The following is a 19951-nucleotide window of genomic DNA, read 5'->3' as shown; positions in this document are numbered from 1 at the left end:
CGGATAGGCCAGCATGTTGCCCTATCCGTTGTCATTGTTCAATAAAACCCGTATCCCTTACCATAGACAAAATCTAAAATCGCAGGCAATTCCTTAAAAATCGATGGTTTTTCATGAAAAATCCGGTTTACAGTGCGGCTTTCTGATATTTCCCGGGGGTCACGCCTTCGAATTTTTTAAAGATTCGCAAAAACGTGCTGACATCCGCATAACCGACCTGGCTAGCGATTTCATTGACGGTAAGCTTTTGCAGAACAAGCAGTTCTTTCGCTTTGGACAGACGGAGGCGGTTAATGGTATCCAGTAAGGCTTCTCCTGTAAACTCCTTGTACAGTCTCGATACGTAGGAGGGGGTCATCTGAAAAGCGTCGCCAATCATTGAAATATTCAATTTCGGGTCATACAGATGCTCTTGGACATACTGCGAGACATCTTCGATTAAATAACGGTGGTGATTCCGTTTCTCGGCAAGGATCCATTCACAGACCTGCGAAAGCATCTGTTTCATCCGTTCCTTCATCTCCGGCACATGATCGCATTCGAGCAATAGATCCGCATCGATGATATGATCTTCATAGGTTCGCTTGCTGCCCGCTCTCACTTCCTCAAGCGTATTCAGCATCGTGCTTGCCAGGTTGTACATCAGGCATTTGGCGAGTGGAACCGAAACCGGGTGCTTGGAAAAGTTGGCTTGGAATATATCATCCAAAATGGCTTCCGCTTTGTCGTAGTTCCCGCTCTTCACCAAGCCTATAAACTGCTGCTCGACACTTAGAGGATAATAAAATTGACGGAATTGCTTGCTCCTGTCCATAAGAGTGTCCGTATACGGGATGAACTGCCCGCTCCCCATCACAATCCGATATTCAAGCGCGGCCTGCGCTTCTTGATAAGAAAGCGCGATGCCGTGCAAATCCGAATGAACCTGACCCACAGCTACTGTAAGCTCTGCTTCGATATGCTTTCGCATGAAATCTTGAACCTGGGCCAGTATTCGATTCAATACGGTTTGCTCCTGCTCCGCTGGCAGGCTTGCTTCGAAATTAACGACACAAGCAAGCGCATCGTTCATTTCTGTTGTAAACACAAGCGCTTCATCGGAAGCCGTATCCTCAAGCACATTCGTTAGTATGAAATAAAGCATTTGCTGCTTATGATCCGGGAGCCCGCGAATGCCAAACTGCTCAAACTTGCCATAATGATCGATCGATATCAGCAGGACAACAGATCGGTCGGATTGAAACTGTATATCATGTGCAGGCAGCGTTGTATGGAGAGACTGATCATGATCGGCGTATCCCTTTAAGAGTCGCCGCAACAAATGCGCCCGTATTGTATTGCGATGCTTGTGAAGCGCCGTTTGCATATCTGCCTTGTCATGAAAATATTGCTGAATCGTCCCCTGCAGGAACGTGTATTCATTGGCTCCCCCGTCAAACCTCAGTCCGAATTTTTTGGATAAACTTTGCAGCATCACTTGAACCGGCATATAGTTTCTGCGTAAAAACAAAACCGTAACAATACCTCCAATTAATAAGCTCAGGGCGATGCTGATCCATGTCAGTTGGCGTAAGTCTTTCATTTTCTCATTGAATAATGCCGCTGGCAGTACGGATACATATTTCCATCCGGTTACTTGCGACGTGATATAGGAAACCGCGAACTGCTCCGCGTCCGAGCCTATATAGATCATTCCGCTATCGCCTTCCAGCTGCTCATAACTTATACCAGCAGGTACAGCCGGATCCTGTCCTGATGCAGCGATATACCGGCTATCCATATCTATAATGAACATACTCGCATCCTTTTGCCGGGGAGCGCTCTCGATTAGTTTCGAATCCTTGATCAAGAACAGGACAACAGCCGGGGGCTGGGCCGGTGAATTAAATACGAGGGAATGTGCAAATACGACCACCGGGAAGCTTTGAAGACCATCTTGAAACTCCATCGATTTGTAACCGTTTACATATCTTTGCTCGAACAATCCCATCCACTTCTCATAGAAGGGTTCGTCATTCTGCCGCAGCTTTTGATAGAGCCCTCTGCCGCTCGTATGACCATACGTCGAAATCACCGTATCACTGTTCAAATACATCACGTAAATATCCTCAATCGAATCGTTTGCATTTTTATAAGTTCGCAGGCTTTCCGAAATGTTGAACACATCGTAATACTGAGGATCACGAATCGGTAACTCCACGCTGGAGAATGCCGATATCCCCTTATTTAACGCAATTTCCAGGCTTAATCGCTCCAGACTCTTCAGCTTGCTGTCAATGGACATTTCCATCTGCTGAAGAAGCAATTCGTTCGCCCGATTGGTCTCGCTCTTCACTTGATGGTATGAGAATGAATACAGCACGAAGCTGATCAGAATCGGCACCATTAATACGGTGACATAAGAGAACAGCCATGCCACAATGACGCTGCGGTTATATTTACGAAGGATGCTGAACATGTGATTTTCCTCCTTATAGCCTTTTGTGATAACAAGAGCAGCCTTCATAGGGATAAGGCTGCTCTAAAAACAAGAACGGGTGCAGGTTTTACGAATAACTACGAATTATTGGGGAACCCCATACAATCTCCATGGTTTACGACTGCCAAACAGATTGCATTTGCGCTTCTCAGCAGGGACAGGCGAGATGCGGAATCGAGTGGATCCGCTCCAACGGGCCCTGTAAATGTAAGCTTCCTCACCAGGCTTCAGAGCCAGATCGATCGTCCCATCTGCCTGGATCGGACACTTCCTGGAGATTCCCCCGATGTCAATAAACAGGCCGTCTTCCGCAGATGTGGACATATCTGTTACGATCCGGCAGGGCTCTCCGGCAAGACTGCAAATATGTATCCAAGCGGTGCGCCACTCTTCCCGAACAGCGCTAACAAGGAAGCCTCCTTCTGTCCGCAGATGATGGAATACCGACTCCGGCCACTCTTTAGGGACTGCAGGGAAAACATAGATCCGCTCCCCTCTGCTCTGAAGCAGCATGTCATGGATCGATTCCGCCCCGGCCAGCGGCGTTTCGATAACCGGTCCCGCTTCTTTGTACATCGTGTTCGGCTTAATGAGATGCATTAAACTCCGCAAATACGCGAGGGCTTCATCTCCTAAACCTAACTTGGCTGCGATGGAGGCGGCTCCGGTGAAACTAAATCCGCGCAAATCTCCTTCAAGGCCGATCCAATGCCGGAGCGAGCGAAGAATCAGCGCCTTCTCCTCTTCGGTATCACCGACGATATGCAGTGGAAAGGCCGCCAACATATGGCTGAAATGGCGGTGTCCGAATTCCATACGCTGTCCCTCGCCGATCATATATCCGGATGAATCCACCGGAAAAGGTACCAATCGCTCAAGGACTTCACGCCAGCGATCGTGCAGCGGATCATGAACACCAAGCTGATCCGTCATGCGGATTAAGGTTTCACATCCCCAGCGCAGCAGCGCTAAATCATAATGAGAATCGGCTGTTTTTAGCTGCTTAAAGGACCCATATTCCGGTGAGATTGTGGGAGGTAAATGAAGACGGCCGTCCTGCCCTTCCTCAAGAAGGTGCAAATATAAACCCACACTGCGCCGGAGCAGAGGATATACCAAGCTTCGCAGCAGATGATCATCCATGGCATAACGGTAATGACGCCAAGCGTTATGCATGACCCAAGTTAAATTCCCCACCTCATCCGTGGCCGGACTGTCCAGATCATAGCTTGAGCTTCGACCGAGGCCTGCCGAGTCTGCACGGTAAGCTTCGGGAACATTACGGATCAGTTGGTCCTGATGCTCCTGCAGGGAACGAATCAGCGACATGCCCAGATGGAGGCGGTTCGCCGTATAAATCGGAGAGTAGCTCATCTGCACGTTCATATTGAACCATAATCCAGGCCATGGCGTAGATGTGAGCCACGGACCTTGATTATCGATAGGGTATGAGTCCCCACGGGTCGCAGAAGCCAGCTTATACATCTGTATCCAGTAAAAGCTTTCCAACTGCGTATCCGGTATCGAAATGAAGCTTTCCGGATAGTAATGATGCCACCACCTGCGATGGGCATGAATCCAGGCTTCCCATCCTGAGGTTGGGCACGGCACAGACCGAAGCTCCCGTACCGCTTGGTCACGAACGGAGTCGTCCACGCCATTCATCACGGTTAAGATACAGATTTGCCGATACCAGCTTCCCGACTCCTGTTCAGACTGGTCAGGACGACGAGTTAGCCATGCCGTAGTACAGCCCTCACCGCTTCCATATTCCTGAATGCCGATCGATACCTCATCGGATTCTATATGCCGAACGGTGGTTTCAGGTAAATATTGGTTGAGATTTATCCCGTCCGCATTCTTCAAAATAGGATCAACCTCCGAATAGGCGTACCACTTCAGCTTCGCATCGCGTTCACCTTCATCTGCATCCAACTCCACGACAAGTACGGGAGCTAATGCATGCACAAACGCACGAATTCTGACTTCTCCCTTTGTTGTCGGTATAACCGCCCTCAATTCCGCGTTCCATAATTCCACCCGCATTTCAAAGGGCTGATAAATCCATCCCTCCAGCTCTAATGCAAGCTCGCCAATAGGTACGCGTACCGGGAAAGCCTGTTCACCCGGACGTGACGCGATTATATCGGAACGTCCAAGCACAAAACGCAGCACATTCCGTTTATCCCGATGTTCTTCGCTATAGATCATCGCTCCGAGCGTGCCGTTTCCAAGAAAAGCCCCTTCATCCCAGCTGATCGGACGCGTCGTCCACAACATATCGTGTCTTGACATAAACACTGGCCAGTCAATGTCATTCTCTATGCGGGTAGTCACGATATCCCTCCTATTACAATGAAATGTTGTTTCTTATGTGCGCCTGCTTGAATTCCGATGGTGTCATCTGCGTATATTTTTTGAACACGTCGGTAAAATACCGCCGCTCTACATAACCTAGCGAATCCGCAATCTCCTGGATTTGCCGATCCTCCAAGAGCAGCCGCTTGGCCAGCTCCATCCGTTCTTGAGTAACAAATTGGCTAAATGCCATTCCCGCCACTTTCTTGAATAAGCTGGCAAAATAACTCGGGCTCAAGTGAACTGCCTTCGCGCAAGCACTTAAGCTGAGGTCCTGATCCAGATTGGATTTCACATAGTGAATGGCTTCCTGGATGATTTTTGCGGCGGCGGAGCGATTCTGATTCTCGATGCGTTCACAGCCTAGCGTCACGATGCTATGCAGAATCTTCTTCATGTCCGTTAAGGACCTCTCCGAGCTGACCCGCCCTTCCCGAACGATCATGTTTAAATCGGACAGTTCATTCATCGGTACCTTATCTTGAATCGCCCTTAGCATCATGTACGCCAGCTCGTAGTAGAGGCTGATGAAGTATTCCGGCTTGGGAAGCGGCGACCTGTCCGTAAACTCATTCAGGATATGATCGAGCGTCAGTAAGGCTTGGTCGACGTTTCCGGATTGTAAGGCATATACCATTTCCTGCTCTGCGGTCCGTATACTGCGCGGCAAGGACATTTCTGTATTAGCTATATCTTCATATGAAATCACCGCGTTGCCTCCGGTATAGAAATGGTATGACAGGGCATGCAAAGCCTGATCATACGATGAGTACAGTTCATGGATATACGTTACGGGTCTGCCAATTCCGATGGATGTCGTTAATGAAGTATATAATCTAACATGCTGACAGCACGCTTCTGCTATGACTGCCGCTGGAGCTGATAACGGTGTATTCAACACCGCTACCAGGCGGTTAGCCGAATCCCGGAATACCATCCCCTTTGTATACAAAGCGATGGTCTCCTCCGTAATATTCTTCAATGCAAACCGGGCGAGCTCTATTTCATTCATCGGTGACTCTCGGTGCTTGTCAGCAAATCCGTCGATTTCAAGAATCATGACGAGCAGATCCCTGGACTCTAAATCCGGCTTTACATATTCCCACCGCTGCTCCGCCTCCTGTTTATCCACCTTATGATGTAACAATAACGTGAACAATTCCTGACGCAGGAACGGCATACTCTCCTGAACCCGCTGCTCTAATTCAGCGATATGATCCTCTTGGTTTCGTATCGCTTCAATTTCTTTTTTGGCCTTTACAACAATTTCCTCGATATGAGCTAGTGAAAAGGGCTTCGTTATGAAGTCAAACGCCCCAAGCTGAACCGCTTGCCTGGCATATTCAAAATCGCTGAAACCTGTCATCAATATGACTTTGCTGCGAGGCAGCAGCTCTTTGACGCGTCGGGTCAATTCCAGACCATCGAGCTTCGGCATTCGAATATCGGTCACGATGATATCCGGTTTGCACGAGGTGATCAACATGAGTCCGTCTTCTCCATTGATTGCCGTTCCGCTTACGGTTATCCCATGACGTTCCCAGTTGATTTGCTTGGATACGCCATCGACGACACTCTGAATGTCATCTATAAAGCAAATCGTTGTCGTTATTGCGCTCATCTGCTTTTAGTCAACTCCCTTCAAGTCGTGGGTAACGGGGGATGATAATCGAAACTCGGGTACATACATTAGGTTCGCTTTCCATGTACAAATCTGCCGAGCTTCCATACTGAAGCTGTAATCGCAATCGGACATTATTTAACGCATAACCCGATGTAGTAGAGGATGCCGGTTGTCGAAGAAGTGGATCAGCTGGATTCTTTTCGTTCAGCCCCATACCGTTATCTTCCACGTTGAAATACAGATAGGTGCTATCCTGTTTCACTTGAATCCGAATGAACCCGCCCTCATTACGATCGTTAAAGCCATGCAGGATTGAATTTTCAACCAGCGGCTGCAGCATGATTTTTAAGATCGGGTGCTGCATATCCACTATGGGATCAACCTCGATGGTGTAGGTAAACAGCGTTTCATAGCATTTCTGCTGAATGTTTAAATACTGCTCCACGTGGAGCAGCTCATGTTCAAGCGTCGTCATCTCATTGCCGCGATTGAGGCCGAGCTGAAACAACTGTGATAAGGACAGCACCATTTCCTGCACATCCTCCAATTGATTCAACTGGCACTTCCAGTAAACCGTGTTAAGCGTGTTATATAGAAAATGAGGATCAATTTGAGCTTGCAGGGCTTTCATCTCGGACTGGCGTTTATCCTTCTCTGCCTGCTTCACAACGTCAAACATTTCATTAAGCTCTTCCAGCATCCGGTTAAAGCGATAACCGACCTGCGTAATCTCATCATTGTATTCGCTTTCATAACGTACGTTAAGATCGTTCATCTCCACCCGTTTCATTAGTGATTGCAGGTGGCTTAACGGTCTTATAAGCAAACGGGTTAGCATATTGGCAAAAGCAAACGACACGAGCAAGCATCCCGTAATAACTCCGAGAATGGTCAGCTTGATGCTGTCCATCTTCTTCATCAACTCCGATTTAGGCAGGAAGCTGAATAACGTCCACTCCTTCACTCCACCTAGCTTGGTAAAGTTAACCAGGTACTCATAACCTTGATCCGAATACTCAAAGCTTCCCTGCTCAGCTGTTAAGGCCTCCCTATATTTAGGCTCATGTTTCAGCGTATCCGCAATGATAGAATCGTTTAACAGCACATCGCTCCCATCGGATGAGGCCAAGAGATGGAACTGTTTGCGATTTTTATCCTCCGAGGCAATTAAGGATCGGATCGAGTCGATTTTGATATTCGCTACAACGAAAATATCCTCGATGTAATGGGAGGGTATGCCCTCCATCACAAAGGAAATGACGTTCTCCCTGCTGGAAAAGAAATTGTCCTCATGACCGGCCACCCATAATTTGCGCTTCTCGCTTTTGATAAGCGTATACAGCTCCGAGTCATAGAACGAATGGGAGAAGTTACGCTGCTGACTTGTCTGGTAATAGTCACCCTCACGCGTGGCGATAAGAATAGAATCGATAACAGGTTCATACAGCTTGGTCTGCACAAAAGTCGATTGCAGCCCGGACAGATGTGTATAATAATTCTCCGCCTCCGAGTAACTGCTGTCCATTCCTAACGCTCTTCGGTATGCGGTATTGACCATCATCGAGTAAACCGCTTGTGTGATATGATTCAGCTTCTCATCTAACACCTTCGAAGTTTGATGAATCGTTTCCTGACTTAGCTGATAAGCATTGTCCTTCACAACTTCCTCCGCGATCATGTAGCTTAACGCGCCTGCGGTAGTAACCGCAAAGATGACAATGAGCATAAACGCGATCCAGATTCGGCGTCTGAACGATAATCGGTAGAGCATAGATCAACATCCTCCGTCTCTAAGTTTCGGCTGTGGCTGCAGTTGTCCGTAATAGTAGATCAATCACTTTGCCATGAGACATCCTGAGGATGTAGCGGATCAAATGACGGTATAGCTTGCGTATTCACTCTGCCGGCGGCCCGTTCCTGATCTAATGCTGCGTTGTAACGCGCGTTCAGATCCTCAACCAACCGATCAAGATCTCCGCCGATCATGATGTACTTGACGAATTCGTCCTCCCACTCCTTTCCTTTTGGTTTGAATCCTTGCGGCGATGCAGGCCATATCCCGTCATAATCACCTGGAAAAAAGCCGGTGATACCGTCGATATCGGGTTTCCTGGCTTTAGCGGCTACCGCATCCACAGATAAAATGCCAAGTCCGGCTTCCTGATACCCGATCAGCACTTCATCGCTATACATATAACGGAGAAATTTCCAAGCTTCCTCCTTGTGCTTCGACTGGCTGCTAATCGATAACCACCTTGTCGCTCCAACTCCCTGATTGATCACTCCTTTATAGGTTCCGTCAATCGATGGGGGAAGTGCAGCTCCCCACTTGATCTTGGCCGGAAACTGAAACTTATAAATGCTGGGTTCCGAAGAATAGGACAGATACATCCCGATCTTCCCGTCGGCAAACTGCGCCCGCAGCGGATCGATGTCCAGGGATTCTGATCCCGGCAGCGTACTGCCGTTCTCCACCATGGTCCGGAACGCGCTAATAATCGGTATAAACCCCGTAAAATCATAGTTGCCTGTTGAAAAGTCATAACCATCGCCGCTGATTCCGCTTATTTCCGCAATCGGAACGGCTGACCGGCCAAGAGCGCTGGCAGGAATTTTATAGGGTAGAGCAAAACCGTAAACGCCATCCGCTTTTCCAATCTCGGTAATCCGGCTCGCCGCTTCCACCAACTCGTCAAGCGATTTCGGAGGTGAAGTTATGCCGGCCCGCTCAAACAGCTCCACATTATAAATAAGCCGCAAGGTTGATCCGCTGTTAGGAAGACTGTATATGAATGGATCAAACACATTATATCCTTCGATGAAGGCTTGCTTCCCGAACCTGTTTCTGATCTCGGGCGTTAAATATTCGTTTAATGGCTCTACATAGCCTTTTCGAGTCATTTCAGCAAGATCGATCGGGGTGAAGATATCAGGGGATTGCTCACTCACAAATGACAAATCAAGCGATTGGGCAAAATCATCTGCCATAACCGTCATCTCAACCTCAATAAGATCGGAATTCTCTTGGTTATAACGATGAATGACCTCTTTGATATAATTCGCGTCATGGCGCCCCGTTGACCAGAATCTCAGCTTTGTCTTTTCTTCGGCACCAGACATATCCGATGCCGTTGAGTGCGAAAATAGACGATCAGAGCCCTGCCCTTTGCCACCCTGCATGCACCCTGTTACGGTTATGCTCAAGCACATCAATGCAACCAGCGGTAATCTCCAAGTGATCATGCACGCTCCCTCCTTGTGCTTGTATCGTAGCATAACCTATTTTGTGGATATAGACAGAACGGTAAAAAAACTGTAAAGGGAAGAATATCGATTCATCTCCCGATACGAAAAAGGCTACCCCAAGCAAATGCCTGGCGGTAGCCTCTTGATCATTGTTATGTCCTGCTTAAATCATGTTTGGACCTCATCTTATGCCTATCCTATGGTCTTAACGCTGGAATGACACATCGGCTGCGATAGGCAGATGATCCGAAGCTTCCGTATGGATCACGCGCTGATTCGAATGCTGAACAGTTGGAGAGGTCAGAATGTAATCGATTGTTGCCGACGGATTAATTACAGGAAACGTATAGGCATCGTCTATTCCCTGAAAGCTGTTCACGAATAAACCGCTGTCGAGCAGCAGCTTAAACTCTGAACTGTCAGGTTCCGCGTTAAAATCGCCCATCAGCAGCGCTGGTCCCTCAGAGGCAGAAGCCAGGTCAATGATTTCCTGCGCCTGTGCCGTTCTGCTGGTGACATCCAGTCCAAGATGCGTATTGTACACATCCACGTGGATTCCCTTCAGATTTACGACAGCGTGCAGTACACCGCGCTGCTCCTTCCCGAAGCTGCTTAACAAAACATTCTCGGATCGAAGGATCGGATACTTGCTAACAATGGCAGTTCCGTACTGACGGTTGTTCGTCTGTCCATCCTCCGGCTCCAAATCAAGATTGGCACCATAAGCATAGTGATATCCTAACAAACCCGCCAGTTCCTTCGCCTGGTCTTGAAAGTCGCTTCGTTCCCCGTAATACCGGTCCACTTCTTGAAGGCCGACAATCTCTGCGCCGGAATCACGGATGACATCGGCAATTCTTTGCAGGCTTAACTGCTCATCCAATCCAACCCCGTGATGGATGTTGTAAGACATCACCGTTATGCTTACTTCTTTGCCTTGTCCTTTTTCAGCCGCCAGCACCCCCGTTGTAAACATGGGAACAAACAACAGGCAAGCGATAAATGAGATGACGCTCTTTTTCATGGACGAATCTCCCTTTCATTGTCGAATGCCGAACTAAGCTACTTTTACTGTTGCTACCATTCTCAGCGCCTGACCTGCGTGGAAGTTAATTAAATATGCTGTCCGGAACGTAATACACTTTTTGCGTATCTTTTTTGTTTACCGGGTCCGTAACGATCGTAAAATAAACGTTGCTGTTCTTTGTCTGCACTCCCTCGATTTCATGGTTCCCCACATTGGTGATTTTCACGAGGGTTTTGTATGTCCCTGCGTTGGTCATCATGGCAATCTGCGGGATGTCGCCTTCTGCACCGCCTGATGTATAGATTTTCGTCTGACCCAGCATATCTGCCCCCTGGAAGGAGCCGTTCGGCCTTACGATTGCACTGCCCGACTGCGTAAAGCTGCTGACGGCGGCGTTAACTGCAGCTGCGCTGTCCATCCTCACCTGTTCATTGCTGTCCAGCAGCTTATTGAGTGCGACCGTGTCATAAATGGACCAAGTTACAGTCCCTTCTTTTGTCTGTACGCGGAACACCGTATGAGTACTGTTGCCGCCGCCATCCACACGGTAGGTCTCGCCTAGCCTTGCTCCCGTTTTATTGGCGTAATTCATGTAGGTGAAACGATGCAAATCCGTATAATCTACGGTTTTGCCAGCCGAATATTGAAGTCTTGCTACCTGCAGCGACCAGTAATAGTCCGTTGAAGGATCTGCCTTCGAACTGAAATAAAAGTAATTGATGCCGTTGTACGTATACATATCCAGCGTTTGGCAGTGGCCGGTATTCGTGACGGTCATTTCATCTACATAAGTAGCGTCTTTCCCGTTAATGAGCAGTCTTGAAAGATAGCAATTTCCCTTCGACCGCTGTGTGACATAGAGATATTTATCCGCGATATAAGCCTTTTGAACTGCCACGTTATGATTAAGTCCCTTTAAATTGTAGGCAAGCGTTGCCGAAGCGTTGAGCGTTTTCTCAGGAGTTGCCGCGAATGCGGGTAATCCGGACATACAAAACACGAGAGCTGCAAGTATTGCGGACGTGAGAATTTTTAAGTGCCTTTTCATATGCCTCAACCCTTGAACGTCAACCATCAATACACCTCCATTAATAGTAGGAATCAAATTGGACTGCCCCCGAATACGTACTAATAATAAGGTTCATGCGGGCATTTTTGCCATGATATAGGATATCTTCCTCCTCTCTTTATACAGAAACATCGTTTCATTCCAATCAAGTTTCTGCTTTATTACAGAAAATGGGGGATCCACTATTGAGTTTACCATGTACCTCAAGAATTTCCCGTGTATAAAATACTTAAAGTTAGACGAACCGTATGGTCCTTTAGCCCTTTTTTTTCGCTTGCGCTCAGAATATGTCGGTAGAGAATTTTATCGAATACTCATCCGATACAGTGAAACAAAAATCAAGAAAGCCACGAATTAACGCGGCTCCTTGGTCTCAAGCAGTTTTGGGATGAAGAACAAAGGATATAACATGAGGTACAGGTTAGGCGCCCACCACATGATGTCGAAATCGGACTTCATGATCCAAAAAACGATCGCCTGCAGCCCGGAACAAAATGTCAGGATAAGCGATATTAAGGCAAAGCTTCTCCACTTTACATTCATGTGTTTATGTAGGTGAAGACTGTATATCCCGGTGATGGAAATGAGTATATCCAGCGGGAAGAACGACCAATTCCAAACCACTAACAGCTCATTGGTATAATCCTGATATAAATATTCCTTGGGAATTAATGCTAGTGCGGTGACGACCCAATACAAGATAAATCCGATATCCGTAAATAAAAAGAGCCCTTTTAATGTTTTACTCAAATAATACCCTCTCTTCTCCTTAATGAACTAATGATTGATCAGCCTTCCTTCTTGATAATACCGGATAAAAGGATCTCACCCATATCCCGCAGACCCTCATGAAGCGTAATGCTGCTTTTATTCTCAGTCGAATCCTCAATTAATCGATAAAGACCTCCTACATACAAATCAATAAATATTTTGGTATTAAAAGGGCGTAACCATCCTTGATTGATTCCTTCCTGAAATAGTTCAGTAATGCTGTCCCATTGCTTATTCAGAAATTGATCCAGCGTCTTCCATTGATCAGGATAATAACGCTGAAGCTCGGTTATGAGATTCAGCTCGATAAACTGAAAATCAGTCGGGATAAGGATGAGGCATCGCTTAAGTTTATCGAGTGTAGTCAGGTCAGGATTACCCATGATGTCCTTTTCTTTTTCTTGAAGTTCGACAATGGCCTTATGAAGAATCGTTGCAATAAGTACATCCTTCGAAGGGAAGTATCCGTACAGCGTCTTTGTGCTCATCCCCAGCTGTTTGGCCAGCTCACCCATCGTAAATCGCAATCCACTTCTCCTAATTTCCTTGCTTGCCGCTTCGACAATTCGTTCTCTCAATAGGTACACCTCCTTGTCCGGAAAATAATAAAACGATAACATTTTCCGTGATTTCTTTAATGATATCCCTATTCTTTTTTAATGTCAACGAAAGGATGATCACAACGAAAAGAGACAGCATGGAATGCTGTCTCCAAAAATATGATCGTTTAGACATGTACACAAACCCCTTGACAGAGGCTTACGATCAGGCCTTTATCTTCAACTCAACAACACCGGTGTCCCAATCCGAGTGCCCGCCAACAACGAGGCTAACTCTGCAAGGGACCACTTCGAATTCCATGTTTCGATTCCAAATAGCCAACTCCTCGAAGCCGAGCTCGAACGTGACGGTGGTTACATCACCAGGCTCCAGCGCTACCTTTTTGAATCCCTTCAATTCCCGTAAACGGCGGGTTATCCCTGATTGATCGGCTTGTATGTAGAGCTGTACAACTTCGTCTCCCTTCATCTTTCCGGTGTTCTTCATCTCCACGCACACTTCGACACGACCTCCGGATCGAAGCTCTTCAAGCGTCATATCTTTCTGCGAGATGGTCAGAGAACCGTATTCGAACGTGCTGTAACTGAGGCCGAATCCGAACGGATATAACGGTTTGGACGGCATATCGACATAAGGGCGAGGGCGCCCTGCATTTTTCTGATTATAATAAACCGGCAATTGACCCACGGAGCGCGGGATCGAAACGGGCAGTTTGCCGCTCGGGTTCACCTGGCCGAACAGGATCTCTCCGATGGCAAGGCCGCCTTCACTGCCGGGATACCAAGCGCACAGCAAGGCATCGCTGAGCTCAGCCACCTCGCCGATGGCCAGCGGACGTCCCTGAATGAGTACCGTAATCAATGGTTTACCGATGGCGTGAATTTCACGTACCAGCTGTTCCTGATTGCCGCCTAATCGCAGATCGGCAAGATCGACACCTTCGCCGCAATCCATCTCCGTCGGATCCCCTTCCGCTACGATCGCTGCGCCGTTATTATCGAATGCGTCCCCGAATTGCCGGGCGCTGCTGCCGCCAAGCACGAGCACGACCGCATCCGCGGAACGGGCGGCTTCGATCGCTTCAGGCAAGCCCTGCGTGGACATGCCTCGGACGCTGCATCCGGGAGCGAAGACGATGTCTGTACCTGCGGGTGCAGCCATCCGAATGCCTTGAAGCGCCGTGACTCCGCTGCCCTCACGCTGAACGCTGGTGTAGTCCCCAAGCTGGTTGTAGAGCCTGTCCGCGTTAGGCCCGATAACCGCCAGTCGTTTGATGCTGCCGCCACTCAGCGGCAGTGCGTCTTTGTCGTTCTTAAGCAATACAACCGCTTCTCTCGCGACGGAAACGTTCAACTCTCTGGCGGCTGCATTATTCACGGTCGAAGCAGCCAAGCTCTCGTCAACGTACGGCTGCTCGAACAGCCCCAATCGGAATTTCAGTCCAAGCACTCGTCCAACCGCGCGGTCGATGCTCTCCATATCGGCCTTCCCTTGTTTCACCGCTTGTTCAAGCGTCGTAAACGACTTGTCCCACAGGCTTAGGTCTACCCCGGATGACAGGGCAAGCGCAGCTGCCGATTCATAGTCTCCCGTAATGGACACCAATCGGTCGATGGCCGTTCCATCCGCCATGACAATTCCATCAAATCCCCATTCATCTCTCAGAATGCCGGTTAACAGCTTATCATTGGCATGACACGGAATGCCGTCGAGTTCATTATAGGCCGCCATGACACCAGCCGCTCCTGCCTTGATCCCAGCCTCCGCGGCAGGCAGGTGAATTTCCCGCAGTTCCCGCTCGCCTGCGGGAACCGGGCCGGCATTCCGACCGCCCTGCCCTGCTCCCTGTGCGCACAGATGCTTGAGCACGGCAGCTGCCTTATTCGGACTACTCCATTCTTCCAGGTTTCTTCCCTGCATGCCAAACACAACCGCTTCCGTCATTCGCGCAGCCAAGTAAGGGTCTTCTCCGTAACACTCCTCGGAGCGTCCCCACCGCGGATCCTGCAGGATGTCCAATACCGAGACCAACCCTAAATGCGCGCCTCGGCTGCGGATCTCGGAGGCTACCTGGGAATAGGCTTGTTCAATTAATTCGGGATTCCAGGTGGAACCGATGGCCGTATTGACGGGCAGAATCGTTCCGTCAAGCGCTTGATGGCCATGAGGACATTCCTCCGAGAGCAGGACGGGAATGCCCAGCCGGCTGTGTTCGATCACATAGCGCTGGATGGCATTTGCCACCTTCGCGTTGTCTCGCGTAGGAACCCCGTTCTCATAAGTCACTCCGGACCAGGGATCCGCCCGGAACAGTCCGTACAGCGCTCCCATTCCGGCTCCCCACTCGACATGATCCTTGAATAAGTCGGTCAGTTCAAACTCCGTTTCGGTTCCTTCGCTTCGACGATAAGCCATCCAGCCGTACAAGTGCTGATTCAGCTGCCCGACCTTCTCTCGCAGCGTCATTCTGGATAACAAATCCTCAACACGCTCGTCTACGGGGAGCGCAGCATTACGATATTTCTCCATATTCCCCATACTCCTTCCATCCTGGTCGTCATGCTTATAATCATTCTTTGATATTCAAGACCCGATATTTCTTGGGCGTCATGCCCGTGTACAGTTTGAAGACGGATACAAAATACTTGTATTCTTTGTAGCCGACGCGGTCGGCAATCTCAAACACCTTGTCCTGCGTCGTCAGCAGCAACTTTCTTGCCTCGTTGATGCGCAATTCGTTCATGTATTCGCTGAAGCTTTTTCCCGTGCTTTGTTTGAAAATATTGCTGAAGTAGCTCGGCGTAATTTTCAAATACGCTGCCACTTCCGACGCTTTCAGTTCGCTCAGATAATGATCCGCCATATACTTCTTGGCCTTCTCAATGATCCAGAACGATCTGTCGATGCCAACCTTGTCGATCAACTGCAGCAGGTCAAACACTTCCGTGGATATCGCCTGCCGGATCGCATCGGGATGATTGAACACCTCCAGGTCGATCGCCCTCTCCAGGCCATGCTCCAGCTGGGTCAGGCCGCTTTGACGAAGTCGCTGCCGCAGCATGATGGATAGTTCATCACACACTTTGACCATATCCGTCAACAGGTAGCGCTGATCCAGGAATAATCGGAACATGCCGTCGACAAGCTCTTCCAGCATATCAGCATCCTGCTTGAATAATGCCACGGACAGTTTCGATACCATGTCGGCACTGTCGAAATCATGCAATGCCCGGCCGAAATCCGCCTTGGCCTTATATTCGCGATCCAGCAAGGAGCGATGCTCCAAGGCATAATAAGGCAGTAACGCGCGCACATCGGCGCATATGGTTGCCGTTTGGTCCAGGGAAGCGTAAGCATCCGATACCGCCCCATACATGCGATGCTCTTCCGGCCAAGCATCCAGCATCGCCTGCAGAATTTCATCCCACTGCCGCTTCGGGCGCGGTTGATCCGTCATCAGCAGGGTCAACAGCAAATTTTTATGCACAAACACGGATACTTGACGGATGCCGCTAGCTTCCAGGTTTTCGCGTATCGTATGCAGCCACAATTGCTGAAGTCTCACAAAATCCTGTTCATTCACGGAAGCCGCAAGGTTCGAGAACTTCTCCAGCTGCGTGGCTATGAGTTTATACTCGGCACTGTTTAACAAATATGGAGGTATCGACTTGGCTAATGAAGTTTCATAATGCGCGGCCATCTCGGAAAGCCAAAGCTCCGCATCCTTCGTTGGACTGTTGACATGGGTATCCTTGCTGCGAATGTCTTCCACGATCCCGGTCACGGCCGCCACCAATTCGTCAATATCGACGGGCTTCAGCAAGTAATCGGTTACATCCAGCTTGATGGCTTGGCGTGCATATTCGAATTCCTCATAACCGCTGATCATGATGACCCGAACCTGAGGATGGCAGCGCTTCAGCTCCTTAGCAAGCTGAAGCCCGTCCATTCCCTCCATCCGGATGTCCGTAAGAACCAGATCAATCCCGTGTTCCTGCACCACCTGCAAAGCTTCATTGCCGTCATAAGCCTCCGCGACGACTTCGACTCCATAATCCGCCCAGTCAATGGTATAGTGCAAGCCTTGACAGATCACGGGTTCATCGTCAACGATCAGCATTTTTACTGTCTTCACGTGTTGCATCGTACGATTCACCACCGTAGGTTTCAGAATATGGGAGCTTGAGGCGAATCAAGGTTCCTTGAGGTGAAGCCTCGATCACTTCCAGTCCGTAGCGTTCTCCGAAATATAGGTATAGACGTTCATGAATGTTGCTGAGCGCACCTCGTTTGCGACCGGCTTGAACCCCGTTTCGAAGGGATTCCCGAACTTCCTCTAAAGTAAGCTCGTCCATTCCGCGGCCGTTATCCTGCACGTCGATCCAAATCTCATCCTCCCGCGTATACGCTATGACCGATATTCTGGCTGCCGGCTCGCGCCGATCTATGCCATGTTTAAGAAAATTCTCAATCAAAGGCTGAATGGTAGCCTTCAAAGTAAGCGAATTCGCCAGATCATATTCCATATAAAGTGCGTATTTCAGTTTTTGTCCCAGCCGCCTCTGCTGCAAATACAAATAGGAGCGTACGAACTCCATTTCTTTAGCGAGACTGGTCTCGTAATGACCATTGTTCAGACTGGAACGCAGGAATCGAGACAAAATTTCGATGAGCTGGCTGGACTCGCTGGCCTTCTCCAGCCTGGCAGTCCAGCGGATCATATCGAGCGTATTATAGAGAAAATGCGGGTCCATCTGCTCCTGCAGCAAACGCAGCTCGGATTCGCGCTCCCGCAGTTCCAGCTTGTATTTATGCTCGATCAATTCCTGAATCGTGGATACCATATCGTTAAACCTGCGGTTCAGCTCGGAAATCTCATCCTTGGAACGAATAGGTACCCTCGCGGAGAAATCGCCGAGCTTTACGCGATTGGTCTCAATCTTCAAGCGCAGAATCGGTCTGATAATCGTATAGTGGAAGCCGATCAAGGCCAATAAACCCAATAGGAGGATCCCCACAAGAATGACCTGCATCAAGATTCTTACGCCGCGTATATCCTGATCAAGCGCAGCCTTGGGCACCATGGAAACGATATTCCAATCGGTATTTTCCATTCGTTGATGAAAGGTCAAATACGCTTCCCCGTCGTGACGGTAAGTGGAAATCCCCATCGTCCCTGCGGTTACGATATCCGTAAACGCTTCCCAATCGCCGATATTCAAGGGAAACATTTCTTTGGAAGGCAGTACGATTTGACCTTCCGAATCCACAATAAACACCATGCCTTCGTCCCGCGTCAACCCCCGCTGCAGCTGTTTAAGTATACTGGCTTCATCCATGCGGATGACAAGCCGGGCAAGCGGCTGCGTGATCTCGTCATAGGAATTCAGCACCCGGAACAATGAAACGAGGTTTACTTCTCCATACCAGCCGCTGGTTGAAGGATAGCCACTGCTCCACACGATCCCGCCTTTATGCTCGTCCGCAAGCCGGTTCCATGACTCTTCGTTGCCGTGAATCGGCTCGCCCATCTCAATGGAATTGCCGTTAAATCCGGTGATCGACATCGATTTGATATAGTTTTTGGACATTAACTGAAACGTCAGAAATCCTTCGAGATTTTGCTTCAACTGCTCAGCCCTCCCGCTCTCGGGCGGTGGGTCAAGGCGCAGGTATTGGCGCATGTCATTGCTGAGGATCAAATAATCGGCAATGTCCTCAATCATGGTCGTTTGCTCTTCCAGCTGGTTCGTTACGATCTCAAGGCTGCGCTGGCTTGATTGGATAAATTGGCTGCGCAGCACTTCGTTCAGCTTATCTTGGGCCAGGACGCCGACCCCAAGCGTAGGCAGAATGACAAAAAAGAGGAAAATGACCAGAGCCTTCTGTTTCAGACCATAATTCCCGATCCAGCCAAAACTGCTGCGCATGTCCATTCCCTCTTTCGATGTCCTCATGATGTTGAATTGAAACCAGTTTAACCTTTAACTGCTCCTGCCGTCATGCCGTTAACCAATTGCTTTTGCAGCAGCAAGTAAAAAATAATGATCGGAATAAGCGCGATCGTCAGTGCCGCCATTTGCAGCGTCAGGCTGGCTGTCTCAATGCCGACAAAGTTGGCGAGACCCAGCGGCAGTGTTTTCAGGGACGATGAACTGATCAAGACGAGTGCAAACAAATACTCGTTCCAATTATAGATAAAGTTCAAAATCACGACAGTTGAAATGGCTGGACGCGTGATCGGCAAAATGATTGACCAGAAAATTTTAAATACGCCCGCGCCGTCCATAACGCCCGACTCTTCGAGATCCTTCGGGAATCCTCTCATGAAGCCTTCCAGAATAAAGATTGTCAACGACAAATGGAAGGCCGTATAAGGAAGAATCAGCGATAAATGGGTATCCAGCAAATGCAGATTCCGCATGATCAAGAAGATCGGAATCAAGGTCGCATGGATCGGAACGACCATGCCCAGCAGAAATATCGCGTAAGTCGCACCGCGCAGCTTAAAATTGAACCGGGCTAAAAAGTACGCCGCAAGCGATCCGAGAAGGACCGTCACGACCAACGATACAACCGTTACGATGATGCTGTTAAGGAAGTAGGTATCCATATTCGCCACTTCCCACGCTTTCCCGTAATTGGAGAATTGCAGCTCTGTCGGTATGGAGAACGGGTTCGCCGCATATTCCTGCTCGGTTTTGAACGAATCTACGATCATCCAAAAGAAAGGGATTATATTAATAATAGCGAATATGCCCAAAAAAGTGTATGCCGATAAATGGAACCATTTCGTTTGTCTGTACATCTCCTCCC

The 19951-nt window shown here is 48.8% G+C and carries 13 protein-coding genes; all 13 read right to left on the bottom strand.

Features of this window, described 5'->3' with window-relative positions; all coding sequences use genetic code 11:
• Positions 1-127: 127 nt before the first annotated feature.
• Entirely contained in the window at positions 128-2458 is a 2331-nt protein-coding gene (locus MKY48_RS15445; RefSeq protein WP_339273105.1) for a helix-turn-helix domain-containing protein, read from the bottom strand.
• 105 nt (positions 2459-2563) lie between these two features.
• On the bottom strand, positions 2564-4816 hold the full coding sequence (locus MKY48_RS15440) for a glycoside hydrolase family 95-like protein (protein ID WP_339293347.1): 2253 nt from the start codon (positions 4814-4816) through the stop codon (positions 2564-2566).
• 13 nt (positions 4817-4829) lie between these two features.
• Positions 4830-6458: a response regulator gene (locus MKY48_RS15435; protein ID WP_339293346.1), complete on the bottom strand. Its 1629-nt coding sequence runs from the start codon at positions 6456-6458 to the stop codon at positions 4830-4832.
• A 10-nt stretch (positions 6459-6468) separates the two neighbouring features.
• A complete protein-coding gene (locus MKY48_RS15430; protein WP_339293345.1) occupies positions 6469-8232 on the bottom strand; it encodes a sensor histidine kinase in 1764 nt (587 codons plus the stop codon).
• 59 nt (positions 8233-8291) lie between these two features.
• Positions 8292-9704 carry an extracellular solute-binding protein gene (locus tag MKY48_RS15425; protein WP_339293344.1) on the bottom strand — a complete coding sequence of 471 codons (1413 nt, stop codon included), beginning with the start codon at positions 9702-9704 and terminating at the stop codon, positions 8292-8294.
• Between the two features lie 208 nt (positions 9705-9912).
• Positions 9913-10731: an endonuclease/exonuclease/phosphatase family protein gene (locus tag MKY48_RS15420; protein WP_339293343.1), complete on the bottom strand. Its 819-nt coding sequence runs from the start codon at positions 10729-10731 to the stop codon at positions 9913-9915.
• An 85-nt stretch (positions 10732-10816) separates the two neighbouring features.
• Positions 10817-11782 (bottom strand): helveticin J family class III bacteriocin, encoded by a 966-nt coding sequence (locus MKY48_RS15415; RefSeq protein WP_339293342.1) that lies wholly within the window; start codon positions 11780-11782, stop codon positions 10817-10819.
• A gap of 375 nt (positions 11783-12157) precedes the next feature.
• Complete coding sequence (locus MKY48_RS15410) at positions 12158-12553, bottom strand: YvaD family protein (RefSeq protein WP_339293341.1); 396 nt, start codon at positions 12551-12553, stop codon at positions 12158-12160.
• Between the two features lie 38 nt (positions 12554-12591).
• Positions 12592-13152: a TetR/AcrR family transcriptional regulator gene (locus tag MKY48_RS15405; RefSeq protein WP_339293340.1), complete on the bottom strand. Its 561-nt coding sequence runs from the start codon at positions 13150-13152 to the stop codon at positions 12592-12594.
• A gap of 187 nt (positions 13153-13339) precedes the next feature.
• Complete coding sequence (locus MKY48_RS15400) at positions 13340-15664, bottom strand: glycoside hydrolase family 3 N-terminal domain-containing protein (RefSeq protein WP_339293339.1); 2325 nt, start codon at positions 15662-15664, stop codon at positions 13340-13342.
• A gap of 40 nt (positions 15665-15704) precedes the next feature.
• Positions 15705-17279, bottom strand: coding sequence for a response regulator (locus MKY48_RS15395; protein WP_339293338.1), 1575 nt, complete (start codon positions 17277-17279; stop codon positions 15705-15707).
• Positions 17242-19065: a sensor histidine kinase gene (locus MKY48_RS15390; RefSeq protein ID WP_339293337.1), complete on the bottom strand. Its 1824-nt coding sequence runs from the start codon at positions 19063-19065 to the stop codon at positions 17242-17244. The genes MKY48_RS15395 and MKY48_RS15390 overlap by 38 nt, the downstream gene beginning before the upstream one ends.
• A 47-nt stretch (positions 19066-19112) precedes the next feature.
• A complete protein-coding gene (locus tag MKY48_RS15385) occupies positions 19113-19943 on the bottom strand; it encodes a carbohydrate ABC transporter permease (RefSeq protein WP_339293336.1) in 831 nt (276 codons plus the stop codon).
• Between the last annotated feature and the right edge of the window lie 8 nt (positions 19944-19951).

The organism is Paenibacillus sp. FSL W8-0187 (assembly GCF_037969755.1).
Lineage (GTDB): Bacteria > Bacillota > Bacilli > Paenibacillales > Paenibacillaceae > Paenibacillus_AQ.
The sequence above is the reverse complement of the archived record's forward strand: the minus strand, read 5'-3'. Positions and strand labels throughout refer to the sequence as shown.

Excerpts from the sequence above, each read along its gene's own strand:
- MKY48_RS15445 (WP_339273105.1), bottom strand. The coding sequence starts at position 2,458 with ATGTTCAGCATCCTTCGTAAATATAACCGCAGCGTCATTGTGGCATGG.
- MKY48_RS15435 (WP_339293346.1), bottom strand. The coding sequence starts at position 6,458 with ATGAGCGCAATAACGACAACGATTTGCTTTATAGATGACATTCAGAGT.
- MKY48_RS15430 (WP_339293345.1), bottom strand. The coding sequence starts at position 8,232 with ATGCTCTACCGATTATCGTTCAGACGCCGAATCTGGATCGCGTTTATG.
- MKY48_RS15425 (WP_339293344.1), bottom strand. The coding sequence starts at position 9,704 with ATGATCACTTGGAGATTACCGCTGGTTGCATTGATGTGCTTGAGCATA.
- MKY48_RS15420 (WP_339293343.1), bottom strand. The coding sequence starts at position 10,731 with ATGAAAAAGAGCGTCATCTCATTTATCGCTTGCCTGTTGTTTGTTCCC.
- MKY48_RS15415 (WP_339293342.1), bottom strand. The coding sequence starts at position 11,782 with ATGAAAAGGCACTTAAAAATTCTCACGTCCGCAATACTTGCAGCTCTC.
- MKY48_RS15400 (WP_339293339.1), bottom strand. The coding sequence starts at position 15,664 with ATGGAGAAATATCGTAATGCTGCGCTCCCCGTAGACGAGCGTGTTGAG.
- MKY48_RS15395 (WP_339293338.1), bottom strand. The coding sequence starts at position 17,279 with ATGCAACACGTGAAGACAGTAAAAATGCTGATCGTTGACGATGAACCC.
- MKY48_RS15390 (WP_339293337.1), bottom strand. The coding sequence starts at position 19,065 with ATGCGCAGCAGTTTTGGCTGGATCGGGAATTATGGTCTGAAACAGAAG.
- MKY48_RS15385 (WP_339293336.1), bottom strand. The coding sequence starts at position 19,943 with ATGTACAGACAAACGAAATGGTTCCATTTATCGGCATACACTTTTTTG.